The sequence below is a fragment of the Streptomyces sp. NPDC007896 genome, from assembly GCF_042959425.1.
In the GTDB taxonomy this organism is placed as follows: Bacteria; Actinomycetota; Actinomycetes; order Streptomycetales; family Streptomycetaceae; genus Streptomyces.
The window spans coordinates 699,556-716,926 of sequence record NZ_JBIBKX010000002.1 but is presented as its reverse complement, the minus strand read 5'-3'; the positions used below and the strand labels follow the sequence as shown (position 1 = coordinate 716,926).

General features: G+C 66.9%; 18 protein-coding genes. 4 read left to right on the top strand and 14 right to left on the bottom strand.

The window, feature by feature from the left end; all coding sequences use genetic code 11:
- Positions 1 to 136: 136 nt before the first annotated feature.
- From ACFZDJ_RS10715 to ACFZDJ_RS10700, 4 genes are all read right to left on the bottom strand, one after another.
- Complete coding sequence (locus ACFZDJ_RS10715; protein ID WP_391057744.1) at positions 137 to 1,033, bottom strand: glycosyltransferase; 897 nt, start codon at positions 1,031 to 1,033, stop codon at positions 137 to 139.
- A 64-nt stretch (positions 1,034 to 1,097) separates the two neighbouring features.
- Entirely contained in the window at positions 1,098 to 1,583 is a 486-nt protein-coding gene (locus ACFZDJ_RS10710) for a DUF3052 domain-containing protein (RefSeq protein WP_390934300.1), read from the bottom strand.
- A gap of 187 nt (positions 1,584 to 1,770) precedes the next feature.
- Positions 1,771 to 2,040 (bottom strand): hypothetical protein, encoded by a 270-nt coding sequence (locus tag ACFZDJ_RS10705; protein ID WP_391057741.1) that lies wholly within the window; start codon positions 2,038 to 2,040, stop codon positions 1,771 to 1,773.
- A gap of 21 nt (positions 2,041 to 2,061) precedes the next feature.
- Positions 2,062 to 2,817 (bottom strand): NPP1 family protein, encoded by a 756-nt coding sequence (locus ACFZDJ_RS10700; RefSeq protein ID WP_391057738.1) that lies wholly within the window; start codon positions 2,815 to 2,817, stop codon positions 2,062 to 2,064.
- A gap of 296 nt (positions 2,818 to 3,113) precedes the next feature.
- Here ACFZDJ_RS10700 and ACFZDJ_RS10695 point away from each other — a divergent pair, with 296 nt between their 5' ends.
- The gene (locus ACFZDJ_RS10695) at positions 3,114 to 3,308 is read left to right on the top strand and encodes a hypothetical protein (RefSeq protein ID WP_390934298.1); all 195 of its coding nucleotides are present in this window, start codon (positions 3,114 to 3,116) and stop codon (positions 3,306 to 3,308) included.
- Positions 3,309 to 3,532: 224 nt separating this feature from the next.
- Here ACFZDJ_RS10695 and ACFZDJ_RS10690 read toward each other — a convergent pair whose 3' ends face one another.
- The gene (locus ACFZDJ_RS10690; RefSeq protein ID WP_385373595.1) at positions 3,533 to 3,991 is read right to left on the bottom strand and encodes a MarR family winged helix-turn-helix transcriptional regulator; all 459 of its coding nucleotides are present in this window, start codon (positions 3,989 to 3,991) and stop codon (positions 3,533 to 3,535) included.
- A 255-nt stretch (positions 3,992 to 4,246) separates the two neighbouring features.
- Between ACFZDJ_RS10690 and ACFZDJ_RS10685 the strand changes: the two genes are divergently transcribed.
- Positions 4,247 to 5,710: an MFS transporter gene (locus ACFZDJ_RS10685; RefSeq protein WP_390934297.1), complete on the top strand. Its 1,464-nt coding sequence runs from the start codon at positions 4,247 to 4,249 to the stop codon at positions 5,708 to 5,710.
- Positions 5,711 to 6,045: 335 nt separating this feature from the next.
- On the opposite strand, the gene ACFZDJ_RS10680 is transcribed toward ACFZDJ_RS10685, so the two are convergent.
- From ACFZDJ_RS10680 to ACFZDJ_RS10665, 4 genes are all read right to left on the bottom strand, one after another.
- On the bottom strand, positions 6,046 to 6,846 hold the full coding sequence (locus ACFZDJ_RS10680) for a serine hydrolase (protein ID WP_390934296.1): 801 nt from the start codon (positions 6,844 to 6,846) through the stop codon (positions 6,046 to 6,048).
- 61 nt (positions 6,847 to 6,907) lie between these two features.
- A complete protein-coding gene (locus ACFZDJ_RS10675; RefSeq protein WP_391057734.1) occupies positions 6,908 to 7,912 on the bottom strand; it encodes an HTTM domain-containing protein in 1,005 nt (334 codons plus the stop codon).
- On the bottom strand, positions 7,909 to 8,568 hold the full coding sequence (locus ACFZDJ_RS10670; RefSeq protein WP_391057731.1) for a DUF5819 family protein: 660 nt from the start codon (positions 8,566 to 8,568) through the stop codon (positions 7,909 to 7,911). The genes ACFZDJ_RS10675 and ACFZDJ_RS10670 overlap by 4 nt, the downstream gene beginning before the upstream one ends.
- On the bottom strand, positions 8,565 to 8,894 hold the full coding sequence (locus ACFZDJ_RS10665; RefSeq protein ID WP_390934293.1) for a hypothetical protein: 330 nt from the start codon (positions 8,892 to 8,894) through the stop codon (positions 8,565 to 8,567). The genes ACFZDJ_RS10670 and ACFZDJ_RS10665 overlap by 4 nt, the downstream gene beginning before the upstream one ends.
- 432 nt (positions 8,895 to 9,326) lie before the next feature.
- Here ACFZDJ_RS10665 and ACFZDJ_RS10660 point away from each other — a divergent pair, with 432 nt between their 5' ends.
- Positions 9,327 to 10,796: an NAD(P)-binding protein gene (locus ACFZDJ_RS10660; RefSeq protein WP_391057729.1), complete on the top strand. Its 1,470-nt coding sequence runs from the start codon at positions 9,327 to 9,329 to the stop codon at positions 10,794 to 10,796.
- 739 nt (positions 10,797 to 11,535) lie between these two features.
- Entirely contained in the window at positions 11,536 to 11,964 is a 429-nt protein-coding gene (locus ACFZDJ_RS10655) for a transposase (protein WP_391057727.1), read from the top strand.
- Between the two features lie 77 nt (positions 11,965 to 12,041).
- On the opposite strand, the gene ACFZDJ_RS10650 is transcribed toward ACFZDJ_RS10655, so the two are convergent.
- From ACFZDJ_RS10650 to ACFZDJ_RS10630, 5 genes are all read right to left on the bottom strand, one after another.
- The gene (locus ACFZDJ_RS10650) at positions 12,042 to 12,329 is read right to left on the bottom strand and encodes an HNH endonuclease (RefSeq protein WP_391057724.1); all 288 of its coding nucleotides are present in this window, start codon (positions 12,327 to 12,329) and stop codon (positions 12,042 to 12,044) included.
- Between the two features lie 796 nt (positions 12,330 to 13,125).
- Positions 13,126 to 13,893: an alpha/beta fold hydrolase gene (locus ACFZDJ_RS10645; protein ID WP_391057720.1), complete on the bottom strand. Its 768-nt coding sequence runs from the start codon at positions 13,891 to 13,893 to the stop codon at positions 13,126 to 13,128.
- A 21-nt stretch (positions 13,894 to 13,914) separates the two neighbouring features.
- Complete coding sequence (locus ACFZDJ_RS10640) at positions 13,915 to 15,087, bottom strand: cytochrome P450 (protein ID WP_391057717.1); 1,173 nt, start codon at positions 15,085 to 15,087, stop codon at positions 13,915 to 13,917.
- The gene (locus tag ACFZDJ_RS10635) at positions 15,053 to 16,342 is read right to left on the bottom strand and encodes an MFS transporter (protein WP_390934287.1); all 1,290 of its coding nucleotides are present in this window, start codon (positions 16,340 to 16,342) and stop codon (positions 15,053 to 15,055) included. The genes ACFZDJ_RS10640 and ACFZDJ_RS10635 overlap by 35 nt, the downstream gene beginning before the upstream one ends.
- Before the next feature lie 44 nt (positions 16,343 to 16,386).
- Positions 16,387 to 17,319: a TauD/TfdA family dioxygenase gene (locus tag ACFZDJ_RS10630; protein ID WP_391057714.1), complete on the bottom strand. Its 933-nt coding sequence runs from the start codon at positions 17,317 to 17,319 to the stop codon at positions 16,387 to 16,389.
- Positions 17,320 to 17,371: the final 52 nt, after the last annotated feature.

Below are 17,371 nucleotides of genomic sequence, written 5' to 3'. Positions count from 1 at the left end.
CCGGTCGTCGGAGGTGAGCGACCGGGGCCCTCGTCCGCTTCTGCCGTCCCGCACACGGGCGGAGGCGTGCGACCCGTACATGGGCAGAGGCGTGCGACCGGCACACGGGCAGAGGCGTGCGACCGGCCCGCGTTCATCAGATGACGGGCGGGCGTCCCAGCCGCGTGAGCCGCCACACCGTCCGCCACCGCATCGGCCGCCGCTCGCCGCCCGACTGCCGCAGCCCTTCCGCGAAGCCGCCGAACCAGGCCCGCAATCCGCCGAGCGACCGCGTCCGTGCGAGCGTCAGCAGCATCCAGATTCCCAGGTGCACGGGGATGAGCGGGAGAGGCAGCCTGCGACGGGTGAGCCAGACCCGGTTGCGGGCGGTGACCCGGTAGTAGATGGCGTGCCGGGCGGGCGAGGTCTTGGGGTGCTGGAGCAGCAGTTCGGGCTCGTAGAGCACGGTCCACCCGTCGTCGATGGCCCGCCAGGCCATGTCCGTCTCCTCGTGCGCGAAGAAGAACTCGGCGGGCCAGTCCCCGATCCGGTCGAGCATCGGCATGGACAACGCGTGTCCGCCGCCGAGGAACCCGGTGACCGGACCGCCCCGCATCGGGTCCTTGGCCCCGACCCTGGGCACGTGCCGGCGCTGGGTCTCCCCGTTCTCGTCGGCGATACGGAAGCCGACGATGCCCAGGTGCGGATCGGCGGCGTACAGGTCCCGCACCTTGCGCAGCACATCCGCGTCGACCAGGAGTCCGTCGTCGTCCAGTTCGACGACGACGTCCACGTCCGCGAACTCCCTGAGCCGGGCGAGGCCCACGTTGCGGCCGCCCGGGCAGCCGAGGTTCTCGTCGACCTCGATGCCGGTCACCTCACCGGGCAGTCCCAGCCGCTCGGCGAACTCGGGCAGGGGACACCCGTTCCCCACGATCACGATCCGCGCGGGCGCGACGTCCTGCTTGGCCACCGAGGTGAGCAGCGCGTCGACCTCGTCGGGCCGGTTCCCCATGGTCACGACGGCAACGGCGATCCGAGGCCCTTCCGACACGACACCACTCCATCCCAGGCCGACAACTCTGCCCGCGATGCTAGCTGTTAACCCTGGGGCTCCCTCAGGTACGCCGCGTTTCCTCGCGCTCTCCGCATTTACTCACGTCATACGAAGCATTTTGCGCCGTACGAAGCTCTTTGCGCCGTACGAACTTCAGTCCCGACCAGTCCTCCCCCAGCGCGGCCACCTTCACGTCGACCACCCCGAGCGGCAGGAAGATCTCACGCAGGGCGTTCTCGGTGATGTCGCTGCGGTGCCCGGCCGCCTTGCGGGGCCAGGCGATCCAGAGCATCGCGTGATCGGCGAGTCCGTCCACCAGCGCCGGAGCCTCGGCGACCAGTTCCCCCAACGACCGATGGAAGACGACGGCGACATCGGCACCCGCGGCCCCGTCGCCCACGGACACGGCACACCCATCCGGCAGCCCGGGGATCTCCCACCCCTCGGGCCGGTGCACCAGCCGTACCCGCTGCCCGGCCTTGACGCCGATCTTCTTGGCGAGCGGCGTACCGGAGTACCCGCCGCCGGCCGTACGGGACGTACGCACCCCCGGCCCCCTTCCCGCCCCTGCCTTCCGCCCCGTCAGGGGCGAACCTGCTCGGGACCCTACTCGCGCGGGGGCCACGGCACGGGGTGCGCGCCCGGAGTCTCGTCAACTCTCACCGACTCTTACCGACTCGTGTCGGCCCTCACCGACCCCCGTCGGCTCTTACCGGACGCACACCCGCGCGGCCTCAGGCGGCGTACGTGCCCCGCACCTCGAAACGCTCGGCGGACGGCGGGGCGGCCGGCCAGTCCTTCAGGCCCGCCTGGAACTCACGGAACTCCTGGATCGCGGAAAGCGGATTCTCGATCCCGTCCGCGATCTCCAGTTCCGCGAGGTAGGTGACTCCGCCGGGGAGCCGGTACGAGGCGTAGCGCACGCCCTGGGGCCGCGCGGCCTCGATCGCGGTGAACATCTTCCGCAGCGCCGCTTCGAGCTCGTCGACGCACTCGGGCCTCACCGTGGCACGCACCCCGATCGGTCAGGCGTTGGGGTCGAACGAGATGCCCGCCGGCATGGCCTTCGTGAGATGGGCGGCGAAGTTGGCGTCCTTGAGGCCGAAGTTGGCGCTGCCGAAGTCATAGGCGCTCAGCTTGTCGCGCAGACCCGCCGGGTAGCCGTTCCAGCCGACCAGGGCCGGGTACTGCCAGGTGTGGTAGCCGTTCTCCGGCGGCTCGTCGCCCGAGTTCGCGAGCCGGAAGTCGTGGGTGCTCAGACCGTCCTTGTGGTAGATGATCTTGGGGTGGGTGCCGTCCCACAGGACCTGGTCGGCGCTGTAGACGTTGAAGTCGCCGTGCGCGGACGTGGAGACGTACTTGGCCTGGTTGTTCTGCACCCAGACCGCCACGTGCTCCCAGTCCTTGCGGTGCCCGCCGATCGTGGCCTGGTCCTTCTCGAAGTAGAGGCCGTAGAGGATCACGCACCAGCCGTTGTTGCACTTCTCGCGCGAGTAGCCGTTGGTGTTGTCGAGATCCGAGGTGTCGTGGCACTCGCCGCTGGGTGAACCCGACGGCTTGAGGCCGCCGTTGATCGTCCCGTCGGGGCCGATGGCGGGCGTGGGATAACAGCCGTCCGTGTCGTAGTCGTACGCCGGCTGCCAGGTCTTCTCCAAGTCGTCCGCGTTGGCGGGCAGGGCCTTGGGCGGGGCGGCGAGCGCGCTGCTGGGGAAGGCGACGACCAGCGCGACGGCGCTGCCGAGGATGAGAGAGGCCCTGCGTACGCGCGAGCTCTTCTGCACTGCGTCCTCCTGAGGGACCGCGAGAGGGGTGGGGCAAGCGGTTTCATTGGCATGCCCAGATCACCCTCACGTGACTCGTTGAGCGCTCAAGCGGTGCCGGGTGTCCCCGGGGTGAAAGATCAACCAACAAAGGGGACGGGGGAGTTGGCGCCGAGCGGAAGGCGGGGGCTCGGCGGGGGCTCCTTCCCTAAGGGAACGCAAGAACCGGCAAAGCGACTGACAATGCGACTGGCAACGCGACTTGGCAAAGCGACTGACGCGTGACCAGCGACGCGACTTGGCAAAGCGACTGACGCGTGACCAGCAACGCGCACACCACCTGGGTCGACGCCTCAGCCGACGTCCAGGGGGAGTCGCTCGGATCGCCTCGGATCAGGCCGCGGCGCGTGGTGTGGGGCGTGGTGCGGCGCGTGGTGCGGCGCGTGGTGCAGGTCATGGTGCGGCGCGCCGCAAGGCGGAGCACTACCCGCGTACTGGGCGTACTCGGGTGATACGACAACGCGGCAAGGTGCCGTGCCTGGCATCACGGACCGGGGTGATCCGAACAACACCTCCAGGCAGGCACCCGGGTCGGCGCCTCGACCTCCGGCGCGCCCAGCCGCCGAACCTTCGGGACGGTGCTCGCCGCCGCGGCTCTCATCGCGCTGTTCCGAACCACACCGGAGTGGGCCGGAGAACCGGCCCGCCCGACTCCCCCGCCCTCCCCTTCACCTGCTCAACTGCGCGGCCAGGGACGCCCGTCGAGGCGCTCGATGTCACGGTTGAAACGGCTGAGATAGGCGGCGAACTCGGCCACCTCCTCGGGATCCCAGTCGGTCATGATCTTCTCCAGACCGTCCAGGTTCTCGGCGCGGTGGGCGTCCAGTCGGCGCCTGCCCTCCGCGGTGATGGCGAACTTGCGGGCGATGCCCCCCTCGGGGTCGGGCATGCGCTCGACGACCCCGGCCCGCAGCATCGCGGCGGTCTGCCGGTTGAGGGTGGACGCGTCCAGGCCGAAGGCCTCTCGGAGCTCACCGATGGACATAGGGCCTTGCACCTGAATCCGGCTGAGCAGAACGTACGCGCTGCGGTCCAGCCGCTCCTCACTCATCCCGCGCCCCCGCGGGTTGATCATGTGCATGTGGCGCCCGAGCAGCATGGTCTCGAATTCCAGCAGGTCAAGTGGCTTGTCCACGCGAGGCATCCTTCGGCTCCCGGCTCGCTTCCCCTACAGGAAAGCTACCTCCCGCCAGGTATACCACCGCGATATGTATGATGCATCAGACGTGCATGATGCACATCACGTGCAGCATGCAACTCGTGGGCGCCTTGCCCGCGACTCACCGTGATCCGGCGACACAGCAGGCCCGGAGAAGCAGCCGGCCCGGAGACCCAGCCGGCCCGGACGCGCAGCACAGCAACAAGCCCGGAAGAGCAACAGGGAGTACCCGTGGACAGTTCCCAGCCCGCAGCCCGCTCCGGCGGTGTTGTCGGCATCCTCGCCTTCGGCGGCATCGTGGCCGCGATCACCCAGACACTGGTGGTGCCACTGATCGGGGAACTCCCGGCCCTCTTCGACACCACCGCCTCGAACGCCTCCTGGGTCGTCACCGCCACGCTGCTCGCGGCGGCCGTGATCACCCCCGTCGCCGGCCGCCTCGGTGACATGTACGGCAAGAAGCGCATGCTTCTGGCCTCCCTGGTCCCGCTCATCCTGGGCTCTGTGGTCTGCGCCCTGTCCTCCTCGGTCGTCCCGATGATCGCCGGACGCGGTCTGCAGGGCCTCGGCATGGGCGTGGTGCCCCTCGGCATCAGCCTGCTGCGTGACGTCGTACCGGCGGAGAAGCTCGGCTCGTCCATCGCGATGATGAGCGCGTCCATGGGTGTGGGCGGCGCGCTCGGCCTGCCGTTCTCCGCGGCGATCGCCGAGAACGCCAGCTGGCGCGTGCTGTTCTGGGTCGTCGCCGCGCTGACCCTCGCGGTCGCCACGCTGATCTGGTTCTTCGTGCCCGCGGGCCGTGAGAGCACCGCCTCGGGCAGCTTCGACCTGCTCGGCGCGATCGGCCTGGGCATCGCGTTGGTCTGCCTGCTTCTCGGCGTCTCCAAGGGTGCGGACTGGGGTTGGGGCAGCGGCACCACGCTCGGCCTGCTCGCCGCCGCGATCGTCCTGCTGCTGGCCTGGGGCTGGTGGGAGCTGCGAAGCGCCGAGCCGCTGGTCGACCTGCGGGTGACCGCCCGTCCGCAGGTGCTGATGACGAACGCCGCCTCGATCCTGGTCGGCTTCGCGATGTACTCCCAGTCCCTCGTGATCCCCCAGCTGTTGCAGCTGCCCAAGGAGACCGGCTACGGCCTGGGCGAGTCGATGCTGGCCATGGGTCTGTGGATGGCCCCGGCCGGCCTCATGATGATGATCATGTCCCCGATCGGCGCCAAGCTCTCCGCCGCCAAGGGCCCGCGCATCACCCTGTCCGTCGGCGCCCTGACCATCGCCCTCGGCTACGGCCTGTCGCTGCCGCTCATCGGCAACGGCTCCCCCTGGGGCCTGCTCGCGGTGACCATCGTCTGCAACACGGGCGTCGGTTTCGCCTACGGCGCGATGCCCGCGCTCATCATGGGCGCGGTGCCCCAGTCCGAGACCGCCTCGGCCAACAGCTTCAACACGCTGATGCGTTCGATCGGCAGCTCCGTCTCGGCCGCCGTGATGGCCGTGGTCCTGGCCCAGATGACCACGAAGTTCGGCCCGGTCTCCCTGCCGTCCGAGAGCGGCTTCCGTGTCGCCATGCTGATCGGCTCCTGTGTCGGCATCGCCGCCGCGATCGTCGCCTTCCTCATCCCGGTCCGCCCCACCGCCGCCCGCCCGCAGGCCGAACCCACCCAGGACTCGACCCCCGAGACGGTCGAGGCAAAGGCCTGATCCCACCCGCGCGCCCGGTCACCCGCGCGCCCGGTCACCCGGGTGGCAGTCACCATCCCAGAACCAGAGAAACCGCAGGTCAGATTCCTGACCTGCGGTTCTTCGTTTGATGCCCCTGGATAGGCACGGGGTTGAACGGTGACCGCCAGAACGACATCCTCGTCCGGTTCGCCGACTTGTGCCGCACGGTGCTGTTTCCACAGATCAGCGCCGCGCGGCACGTTGCCGCATCCGGCCCGGGATGGCTTGTGCCGCGCCATCCGCTCACGCATCGCTCACGCAGACTGACCCGCGCACCACAGCCGTTCGGTTGCAGCACCGTGGAAGCCGCTGCTTCATCCGCTTTCCTGGGCAAATGCGCGAAGTTCGCCTACTCCCGCCGCATCCGTGTCCTTGATGGATCCGGAGAGGCGGTGAACGACCACCCAGCGGCCGTCGGGCAACGCTCCAGCGAAGACCCTGGATTTTCGGGTGGCACCGTTGTGGTAGGTCAGCGGCAAATCCCCGACCCGGCGCCAGGTGAGCGCTGGCTCACCGAGGGTCTTGTCGACGAGCAGTCCGGTGAGCAGGCGGGCGGCTGTACGCGTGCTGGCCCACATGCCACCCGCGGGCAGGATGGCTCCGGTCAAGTCCCATGGCTTCACGGGGCGGCCGAACCAGCTCGACGCCAACAGACGCTGGTCCGCGGGTGGTCTGGCGGTCACCGCCGCCGCGGGCAAGCCGAGAGGCACGAGCACGTGATCGCCGACCAGTTCCTCGTAGTCCTGGCCGGCAGCCGACATGAGTGCAGCGCCAAGCACGGCGTACCCGAAGTTGGAATACTCCTCGCGCTCGCCCGGGCTTGCGGTGACCAAGCTGTCGAGACGACCCACGAACTGTTCGAGCTGAGTCTGCGTGAAGTCCCTGTACGGGTTGAACAGGCCCGTGTCAGGAGGCAGCCGCGGAAGGCCGGAGGTGTGGTCGGCGAGGTGTCGAAGGGTGACACCGGTACCTGCCGGCGCGCTCAGCCACCGTTCGACCGGGTCGTCGAGGGAAACAACGCGCTTCTCGGCAAGCACGGCAAGCACGGTTCCGGTCAGGACCTTGGTGAACGAGCCCAGCTCCACGTACGCGTCGGGATCATGCCCGCCGGTCACACGAGGAGCATCGAGGTGACTGCCGATGACGCAGGTGGGAGGGCGTCGCACGGAGAGCCTTTCAGTCGGCGGAAGCGGCCGCTACCGGTTCGCGATTATGTGCCGCACTGCTTCCAGTCCCGTCCGCCGCTGCTTTCTTCTTGCGGCGTGCGCTCAGCTTTTGGGCTGCCTGCAGTGCGCGGGACAGTTCCGGCGACAGGAAGACGAGGTCACACGCGATCATCGTCAGTGCGAATCCAGTGAGCCCCATGAAGAAGCCGATGGAGATGTGGAAACCGATGGATGCGGCGGCCGCCCATGGGCGCAGGGCCCGTACCAGGACTCCCACGGGAAAGTAGACGAGAAAGATGACAGTTGCGTAGGTGCCGAGGTACACCAACAGGTCGTTGTTGTACACGAACTCCGAAATGCCGGGGAGTTCGAATTCTGGTACCCGCATGATGTAGAAGAGCGCGGTTCCGTCCTGCCACGCTTGTCCCTGCACTTTGTAAAGCCCGCTGACCATGTAGACCAGGCACATCTGCACCGCGATCGCGGTGACGCCCAGGTTGTGCAGTGGGACACCGACAGCTCGAAGGGCCTTGGGTATGCGCTGTATCACCCGTTGCCCCAGAGGAGAGCGCAAGGAGAAATGATCATAGCAGCGCGTGAAAAGCAGCATCGGGACGACGAGCTGCATGAGGTTGTCGCCGCCGTCCATCAGCGCGGACTGCCGCTGGTAGAGCGACCACAGAAATACGGCGTGCACCGCCAGGACGGGACGGCCCCCGATACCCAGCGTGACAGCCAAAGCAGCGATCAGTCCGAGGTGGAACAACACTTCGAACGCGACCGGCGAGTTGCTCCACGCGTAGACACTAAAACTTCCTGAGTCCTTCAACTCGTCGAGGAAGAGGTGGTAGGGCAGCAGTGCGTCGTTTCCGGGGCCGAAGAGGTAGCGCCGGTCCCCGTACTGGCTGACATAAAACATGAGGCCGACGAACCCCAGTAACGCACGGGTTCCCGACACACCCAGGACCGCGACAGGACGGCTGGCCCAGGTGTCGATCTTGTCTAATAGTTTCACTGCAGATCAGCAGCTTTCTTCCATGGAAATTCGTAGGCGTCGACCTTGTCGCGTGCGTGGGGGTTGTCCCTCTGCGACCAAGGCGGGAGAGACCGGACGTACATCCGGACCTGCACTGCTTGGAGACTACGACCGTCCGTGCACGCCTGAGTCATCTGAGTCAGCGCATACCTTGAGAGGTAGTTCACCGCTTGATTGCGCGTGCGCTTCTCGTACGGCAGCAGCGGAATGGGATTCTTTCCCGACTTCTTCGCCTTCCCTTTTTCTTTCTGCTCGCGGAGGCGCCTCAGGAGGTCGTCGGTCGAGTTGTACTGTTGGATGCCGTTGCTGACCACCCGGGACATTCGCGAGGGAAAGAACCTGTCGTTCTGGACCCTCTGGATGGATGGGCCCGTCACGTCGTAGTACTTCGTGACATCACCGTCGCTGCAGCGGCCCCGCGCGATGATTCCCTGGTCGACCATCACCGGATCCGGGGCGAAAAGCATCCAGTTCTGCGAGAAGTACGGCTGGAGATAGGCGTTCAGGAGTGGCGCCAATTGCACCTTGGCAGGACTCAGCGGCGTCTGAGAGAAGGCCGCAATGGAGAAGTGGGCACCCAGGAGGGCGGCACCGGCAAGCAGTACCGCCCTCTGGACGCGACGAGTCGCCGTCACCTATCGAACGCGGTCGCGCCGGAGACCTCGCCGGAGATTTTGGCCGGCGCGCTGAACACACCGCCGAGGCTCAGGTTGTCCGTCAGCGCTCCCACGGCGTGGGCCACGGAAGGCGCGGCGGCCCTGGCGTGCACGGCCGCCCGGGCGGCCGCCCGGCCGACCGCGCTTGCGGCAGCCTTGGGCGCAACGGCCTCACCCTTGCTGACGGCCGCCTTCTCGGCCACCGGCGCCACAGGCGTGGCCTGGGCCGAGCCCTGCATGGTCAGTGCAAGGCACGTACCCGCGACAGCGGCACCGATGACGGCACCGACAGTTCGCTTCTGCATTGTTCCCCATTTCGTTCTATCGGTCATTGCCCACAGCCCCCACGGTTCCCGGATCCCGTCGGCGCCTCTGGATGAGAGCGCCACTGATCACCGGGGATGTCCCCCGCGTCCAGGGCTGGAGTCAGCTGCATAGCAACCGTTCGGAGCAAACAAAGCCCAACATCTAGAAAGTCAGAGCCTTTGGTCGTGTTCGCTCCTGACAGTCAACTTAGCGTGCTCATGATCGCGAAACAAGTGACATTTATGAGGTCCCTGTGATTCACCAACCGAGTGTTTCCGGGCGACCAAGACAAAACGAACGAAGGTGTTCGGCACCGCATCTTGCTGAGCTGTGACGTTTCATGTTTGCTTGTGTCGCCTATTGGGCGAACCGTCGGGTAGGGTCGGTCGACCCTGGAGGCGGCACTTGCCAACGAAAGGGAACAGCCGGTGATGAAGGCGGACGTCGCGATCGTGGGGACGGGTCCGAACGGGCTGGCGGCTGCAGTCGTCATGGCACGCGCCGGATTGCAAGTGGAACTCTTCGAAAGCCACCACGAGATCGGCGGGGGTCTGCGCAGCACGTCACTGTTCGACGCTGACATCACGCACGACGTATGCGCGGCCGTTCACCCCATGGCAGCCGCGTCGCGGTTCTTCCGGGAGTTCGATCTGGCCTCGCGTGGAGTGCGCTTATGTCTGCCCGAGATCAGCTACGCCCACCCACTACCCGACGGCGCGGCTGCCCTGGCTTACCACGACCTGGAGACAACCTGTGCTCAGCTGGGGGCAGACGGCGAACCCTGGCGGCGCTTGATGACTCCACTGTTGGAGCGCAGCCGCGACGTGGTCGACCTCGCCCTTTCCCCCCACCGCGCCATTCCGCAGGACCTGCTCGTCGCAGTCAAGTTCGCTACGCGGACTCTCACGCTCGGCACTCAGTTGGGAAGGCGCACTCTGACAACCGAAGCCGGCAAGGCCCTGCTGACCGGTGTCGCGGCCCACGCCGTGGGACGACTGCCAAGTCTTGCCTCGGGCGCGATCGCACTCCTGCTGGGGCACCTTGCCCACGGTAGCGGCTGGCCCCTTCCAGAAGGCGGCAGCACCCGCATCGCCGAGGTGGCCGCAGATATCGCCGCGCACGGCGGCACGTTCCACACCGGATGCAAGATCGATGATCTGAGGCAACTACAGGGAACGAAGGTGGTGCTGTTCGACACCGCCCCGAAAGGTCTTCTGCAAGCCGCCGGCGAGTTGCTCCCTGCCCGTTACGCTCGCCGCCTCTCCCGCTTCCGCCACAGCCCGGGAGCCGCCAAGGTGGACTTCCTCGTCAACGCTCCCATCCGTTGGAAGGATCCTGACGTAGGTCTGGCAGGCACCGTACACCTCGGCGGGACGCAGGCACAGATACGTCACCAAGAACGCCTCACCGCCGCAGGTGCCGCCGCACCAGAGCCCTTCGTCCTGGTCGTCGACCCTGCCGTGGCCGACCCCACTCGGGCTCGAGACGGAAAGCGGCCGGTGTGGGCCTACGCCCACGTACCGAACGGGAGCTCCCAGGACCCCGTGCCCATGGTGCAGGCACGTATCGAGCACTACGCGCCCGGCTTCGGAGACACCGTCATTGCCAGCCGCGGTATCAGCGCCCGCGACTACGAGACCTACAACCCCAACTACATCGGCGGGGACATCAACGGCGGTGCTGTGACCCTGAAGCAGAGCGTGCTCGGCCCAGCCCTCCGTGTGAATCCCTACCGCACGCCGCTCCGCGGCGTGTACCTGTGCTCCGCATCCACACCGCCAGGACCTGGCGTGCACGGAATGTCCGGTTACCTGGCTGCCCGTTCCGCGCTGAGGCACGAATTCGGCATTCACACAACACCAAGCCTCGCCCCTAACCAGATCGCCCGCACCGGTCCATGAGGTGGCGGGCACGACAGGCCGCCGAGGTCCCTCGTGCACAGCCTGCGCGTCCTGGCCCGCGCCCCAAACGACCGCGGACCGGAAACTTGTTAATGTGCGAGCCATGACAGCTGATGAACATGAAAAACCTGGCACGGAGCACGAGTTAGCGGCGTCTCCTGGGAGCTGGGCGGGCCCGGTCGGCGGCTTCCTCTTGATGCTCTCTGGACTCGGTCTGCTCCTGTGGGGGTTCCTGGGCCGGTCCAGCTCTAGCCCTTCACTGATCTACCAGGCCGCGAAGGTCGTGGCGATCGGCCTGGTGGTCACCGGTACCACTCTGGTGGCGCGCCGACGCGACTCGTCACGGCGCCCCGACGCAGAGGCAGAGCCTGCTCCACGGTCGTGACACGTACGGCCCGAGCCGGAGATCTGGCTCGCGCCGGTAGCCGGAGGCTGTTCCTGGTGGAGACGTACGTGGTTCTGCTACCAGTCGCTGTTCCGGCACTCGGCAGGCTCAGCCCTTTGCTCGTCACCTTCCATGGGCCGCGTCTCTGCGCGGGGAGAGGCTGTCGCGGAGGTGTAGCAGTTCCTGGCCCCGTCCATATTGCCAGGAAGAACCGGTCATCCGGCCACGAGGCCGACTTCGTGCGCGGGAAGCGCCGAACACGGTCGTACAGCGCTTACTGACTTCGGCGTTTTAGGGTCAGTTCGGTCTGTCGAGAGTGAGGCCCGTCCCGGCGAGAAATCCGCCGAGGATGCTGTGCCGGTACTGCACAGCCTTGAGCCGCCTGCGGAGCAGAGTCTCCAGCTCGCTGAGGGCGCGGGCGGTGCGGCCCTTGGGCGGCCGGCCGGTCACGCCCGCTTCGTCCTCGAAGCAGATGAACGCGCCGGCCGGACGCTCGTGGCCATGGCCGGCCGGGACTGGCTGACGGTGGTCCTGCTGCCCGGGTATGCGCCCGAGCTCAACCCGGTAGAGGGCCTGTGGGCGCATATCAAGCGGAGCCCGGCCAACCTGGCTACCGGCCCGGCCTGCCCGCCCGCCTGTGCTACCGGCTGCGTCGGCATACCGGCCCAGCTACTGAAGGCCCCGCTGATCGTGGTGTGGGACCGGCTGAGCACCCACATCTCCAAGACGATGAACCGCAGCGCTTTCCGCCCGCCCGACGCCCAGGCACGGCGCCACGGGTAGACCGACTTCTCACTCACCCGTAACTCCCGGGCGACGAACGGTACTTTCGCCGAGCGCACCATCACCGCGACCAAGGTCTACAGCGAGGACGGAGGAACCGAGGCTCCGGAGACAACTGTGCTGACTTCCCGCTGGAACGGGCGGGGGACGAAGTTGTCCGTGTACTGCATCTGCTGCCCCTTCTCCAGGTTGCAGACCTCGCACAGGGCCTGCCCGTTCTCGATGGTGGTCGGGCCGCCCTCGGCCCAGGGAATCCGGTGATCGGCATGCCAGCTCGCGCCCAGCTGTATGCCGCAGCGCTGGCACAGACCCTCGGCCTGCTCGTAGATCAACTGGCGCTGCCGTGAGTCAAAGAACCGCTGCATGCCGGATTCGGACACAGGCCGCCCCTCTGCCATCCCTGGACATACCAAGACCAACAGAAGGAACGGCAGCCCCCGCCACTGACAACGCGTGGCGACATGGGAGGATTTGTCTGGGACTGTTCTGAAATTTGCATGTCTGGCCTGGCGTGATCAGAGTTGGCATGAGATGGGTTCTCTGCCAGGAAGGATCACAGATAGGCAGCAAGGACGAACCGGGCCCCGTTGAGAGCGAGCACCAGGTGCGGACGGGGCGGAGTTGGCGCGGATCGCTGAGAAGAACCGGGATTTGGCCGAGGAGTTGGTGGAACCCGTTCCGCTCACGCATCGCTCACGCAAGCCCCTCCATGGCGTCCCAGCGGTGCGCCTCGCCATGCCCTAACCGGCCCCGAAAAAAGCAAAAGCCCCAGGTCACGGCGAGTGAGAATCCTGGGGCTTCTACAGAGCCGCCTTCGGGATTCGAACCCGAGACCTACGCATTACGAGACCGTGAGCATTCGTGTTGCGTGGTGCCTGGTCGTGCTGCTGAGTGACGTTCTGCCTGATCAGAGCACGTGCGGCTGGTTGGACTGTGATACCTCGTATTACATCGTCCAAAGGCGTCCGGCCACCGGCCGGCCACCGGAGGGGCACCGCTGACGACAAGAAGCGAGGCTATCCGGGCTGTGGACCTCCCACAACGCTTCCTGCAGCCATGTCAGTCAGGAACATCCCCGCACCCGCGGGGATGTTTCCCTTGTGCTTCGTCTGATCCCGGGTCCTCGACTTCTGCTCCCCGCACCCGCACCCGCAGTCACGGTCAGCGAACCTTCCCCGGTGATGCCGAGTTCCGTGACGGTGCTGTCGCCAGCTCCACCACTCGCCGCGCATGATCCGTGAGGTAGAAATGCCCTCCGGAGAAGACGCGCCACTCGAAGGCACCCGTGGTGACCGAAGCCCAGGCCTTCACCTGCCTCTCATCGACCTGCGGATCCCTGTCGCCGATCAAGGCGAGGACATCCGCTCCGATCGGTACAGCGTCCCTCGGCGGACGATATCGATCGATGAGGAGGTAGTCGTTGCGGATGATGGGCAGCAGCATCTCTCGCAGGTCCGGCTCGTCAAGCACCTCGGCCTGTGTTCCGCCGAGTTCTGCCATGTCGGACAGAATCTGTGTGTCCGTGCGGGGCACGGCGTCGGCCGGATCGGGGAATTCGGAGATGCGCCTTCCGGACACACAGAGGCGTGTGAAGTGGGCGGCGCCTGCCACTTCGAGCAGGCGCATGGTCTCGTAAGCGATCGCCGCGCCCATGCTGTGGCCGAAGAGCACCGTCTCACGGGCGGGTTCGGCGAGCAGCGCCTCCGCGGACTCGGCCGCGCATTCGGCGACCGTGCCGACCAACGGTTCGGCGTACCTGTTCTCACGTCCGGGATACTGCACGGCCAGCAACTCGACGGTGGGGGGCAGGTGTTTCACCCACGGCCGGAAGAAGCTGGCGCTACCACCCGCGTGCGGGAAGCAGACGATGCGCCGAACTGCGGAGGAATCTGAGCTGTGCCGGGCCAGCCAAGTTGATTTCTTCGACATCTGCGTGATCCTCGTCTCGCGTTATCGCCAGTTCACGGAAACGGAAAGACTGCCGTACCCCTGAACGAGGTTGGAGCGCATCCACTGCGGATCGCCCTCCAGCCGCACAGCCCGTACGTCGCGAGAGAGCTGCCCGAGGAGTGCGCGCAGCTCGATCCGGGCGAGCGCCGCTCCGAGACAGTGGTGCGGCCCGTTTCCGAACCCGAGGTGGCGGTTGGGGTGTCGATCAGGTCGAAAGGTGTGCGGTTCGGGGAAGCGCCGCGGGTCGCGGTTGGCCGCCGACAGCCAGGCGACCACAGGAGCCCCTTTGCCGAACGCGCGGTCTCCGATGGTGCAGTCCTCGGTCGCCACGCGCAGAACATGCATCGCCGGTGACGTCCACCGGACCACCTCCTCGACCGCCTGGTCGATCAGGCCGGGGTCCTCCCGAAGTGCCCCCAGGACTTGCGGAAACGCCTGAAGGATGTGGAACGCGCCGGTGATCGCGTGCCGGGTGGTCTCGTTGCCTCCGATCAGGACGTTGTCACAGTTGATCAGGACGTCCTCTGTCGTCAGACGGCCATCGGCGAGCAGCGCACTGACCAGGTCGTCGCCCGGATTACTCTCCCGCTCCGCGATCAGTTCGTGGAAGTAGAACAGGATCTCCGAATGGGCCTCGGCCGGAGTCATCTTGTCGAAGAGGGCTTCCTGGCCGCCGAAGGCGTGGTTCGTCAGCTCGATCAGCCGTTCACGGTCGGCGAGCGGAACGCCGATGACCTCGCACACGACGGCTGCGGGGATGCGCGGTCCCACCTCCTCCGCCACATCTGTGACATGTTGGGACCGCATACGTCCGATGATCGCCTCGGTTTCCCTGCCGAGGACCGTCTCAAGTTCCGGCGCGCGCAGCCGGGAGAGGAATGGGCCGACCAGTCGCTTGAGAGCGGAGTGCCAGTCACCTTCGCTCACCACCATCATCCGGCCGCCGGACTGGTCGGCATGCTCGGCGTCGAAGCCGATCATCATGCCGTACTCGGAGGTGAAGGGCGCTTTCGGGGACAACAACGCCGCGCAGTCCTCGTACGAGAAGACCGACCAGAAGCCGTTCGGCGAGACGCCGGGTTCACTCCACAACCTCGTGTTCGAAGAGGCGTACTCCTCCCACATCGTGAACCGGTCTTCAGTGGTGTAGAGATCCGGATTTGCCAGGTCCATGAGGAGCCGTCTTTCCTGAGGGGTCGTAAGACGAGGGTGAGTGCCCCGGTACGTCTGCGGCTGGGCCCTCCCGCATGACGCGGCTCGCCACCGCGGACAGCGCGGCAAGGAGCATGAGTCCCGCGCAGGTCATCAGGCCCGCGAACCGGCCGACAAGGTCGAGCAGGACGCCGCCGACAAGGGGGGCGATCGCGCCGCCGCCGCCGCTGAGGACGTTGGCGACGCTCACCACCCGCCCACGATGTGAGTCCGGGGTGAGCATCAACTGCTGCGTGCTGAAGAAGGCGTTCGCGGTCGGCGCCGCGAAGGCGATGACGCCCAACACGACGCCCGGGGTGTAGCTGCCGGGTAGCACGGCCATCGCGCCTGTGAGCACGGCGAACAGCCACTGGACGACGAAAATGGGACGTGAGCCGGTGAGCAGTCGCTGGAGCAGCGGCGCGGCCAGCGCACCCAGCAGGCCCCCGACGCCAAGCAGCGCCGCCATCGCCCCGATGAGACCGGGGTTCATACCGCTGGTCTGCGCCGACGCGATGACGATGAAGTAGACGGTGCCGAAGAAAAGGTTCGTCACCGTCGCGTGGACGAGCCCCAGCCGCAGGAACGGGTGCTTCGCGATCCAGCGGACGCCGTCAAGGAGTTCGGTGACCGGGCCGTCTCTCGCCGGCTTCCGTGCCGCCGGCGCGCCGGTGCGCAGGAACAGCAGCAGCACGAGGCCGATCCCGTGCGCGAGGCATCCGGCTAGAAACGGAAACGCGTTCCTCAGGGCCAGCAGAAACCCGCCCGCGGACGTGCCCGCGAGCTGTCCGGCATAGGTGCGGGCCGAGTTCAGCGCGACGGCACCGGCCAGCTGTTCCGGCGGTACCAGGGCGGGGATCAGCGCCTCGCCGGAGGCCAGGGCCACCGCGGTCGCCACACCGTTGACCAACGCCATCAAGAGCAGCGCGGTGAAGGAGGCCGTACCGGTCCACAGGGACAGCGCCAGACATCCGAAGGCCATCACCTGGGCGGACTCACACCACAGCATCACCACCCTGCGGTCGTAACGGTCCGCGACGGCACCGGCCGGAAGTCCCGCCAGCAGTAGGGCCAGCGCGTCGACGAAACCGATCACACCGGCCTGGGACGGAGACCCCGTGATCGCCAGGGCGAGCAGCGGCAGCACGATCACCGCGGTGCTGTAGGCGAACTCGGCGAACGTCTGACTCGTCCACAGCAGGGTGAACCCGGCCCTGCCGGCCGGTGGAGAGGCCATGGATGCTCCTTGGTGTGCTCCGGAAATCGGGGACGGAAAGAGGCTCAGGCGAGCACGCGCGACCGCTTCCTGGTCTCCACGTAGGTGCGACGGAGGTCACGGACGACGCTGGTGCGCTTCAGCCACCGGTCCGTGCCGTCGTACCGGGGGGTGAACACGTCCCGGCCGTGCACCACCCGGTAGTTGTCGAGGAAGGCGACCGTCCCGGGGCGCAACACCAACCGCTCGGCAGTCGCGTTGAGCTGCTCCCCGCACTCGGCCATGGCCTTCTCGGCCTCGGTGTCGCCGGGCAGCGGGCTGGTGAAGTCGGCGTCCATACGCAGGTACGGGAACTCCGCGGGCCCGAACAGTACGGCCCCCTGCTCGTGAGGGCGCTCGTCGAGTCCTCCGGTTCCGCCCTCGACGGGACCGTACTCGTGCGAGTCGTCCGGGTAGAACCGGAAGCGGTTCCGGTGCAGCACGTCCCGCACGGAATCGCTCAGGGAAACGGAGTCCACGCGGGCGACCGTCGTACCCACACCGTCTGGGTTGCGCAGGCACATGAGCGCCACGTAGTCGCCCCGGCACGCATGGAAGACGTCCTCGGTGTGCAGAGTCAGCTGCGTCTGGCTGCTGGCGCTCGTCAGGGAGGTCTCCTGCCCCTTGGAGGGACACACATCATGGACCAGACGGCCGTTCTGCTGGTTCGACCAGGCGAACGGGTCGCCGAGCACGGAAGCCGCCAGCAGCAGTACGAGTTCCTCGCGTATCGCGGCGCCCTCCTTCGCGGCGATGTGCCAACTGGGCGGAGTGGCCACGAGGTTCTCATCGACGGGCAGGTTCGACACCGTGATGACAGCGTCCTCCGCCGCCCGGGCGACCACCAGGAACTGCCTTAATCCAAGCGGGAGTTTCTCGGCCTCCGCCTGGATCCAATCCGTGTACTGAAACGGCTCCCACACCTGGTGCCGGGCAAGGAAGTCGTCGGTAATCTTCATGATTGTGTACTTTTCATCCTCACTGAGGACATAGTTCGCCATTGCAAGGCCT

Excerpts from the sequence above, each read along its gene's own strand:
- ACFZDJ_RS10660 (WP_391057729.1), top strand. The coding sequence starts at position 9,327 with ATGAAGGCGGACGTCGCGATCGTGGGGACGGGTCCGAACGGGCTGGCG.
- ACFZDJ_RS10645 (WP_391057720.1), bottom strand. The coding sequence starts at position 13,893 with ATGTCGAAGAAATCAACTTGGCTGGCCCGGCACAGCTCAGATTCCTCC.
- ACFZDJ_RS10640 (WP_391057717.1), bottom strand. The coding sequence starts at position 15,087 with ATGGACCTGGCAAATCCGGATCTCTACACCACTGAAGACCGGTTCACG.
- ACFZDJ_RS10665 (WP_390934293.1), bottom strand. The coding sequence starts at position 8,894 with ATGCAGAAGCGAACTGTCGGTGCCGTCATCGGTGCCGCTGTCGCGGGT.
- ACFZDJ_RS10630 (WP_391057714.1), bottom strand. The coding sequence starts at position 17,319 with ATGAAGATTACCGACGACTTCCTTGCCCGGCACCAGGTGTGGGAGCCG.
- ACFZDJ_RS10650 (WP_391057724.1), bottom strand. The coding sequence starts at position 12,329 with ATGCAGCGGTTCTTTGACTCACGGCAGCGCCAGTTGATCTACGAGCAG.
- ACFZDJ_RS10635 (WP_390934287.1), bottom strand. The coding sequence starts at position 16,342 with ATGGCCTCTCCACCGGCCGGCAGGGCCGGGTTCACCCTGCTGTGGACG.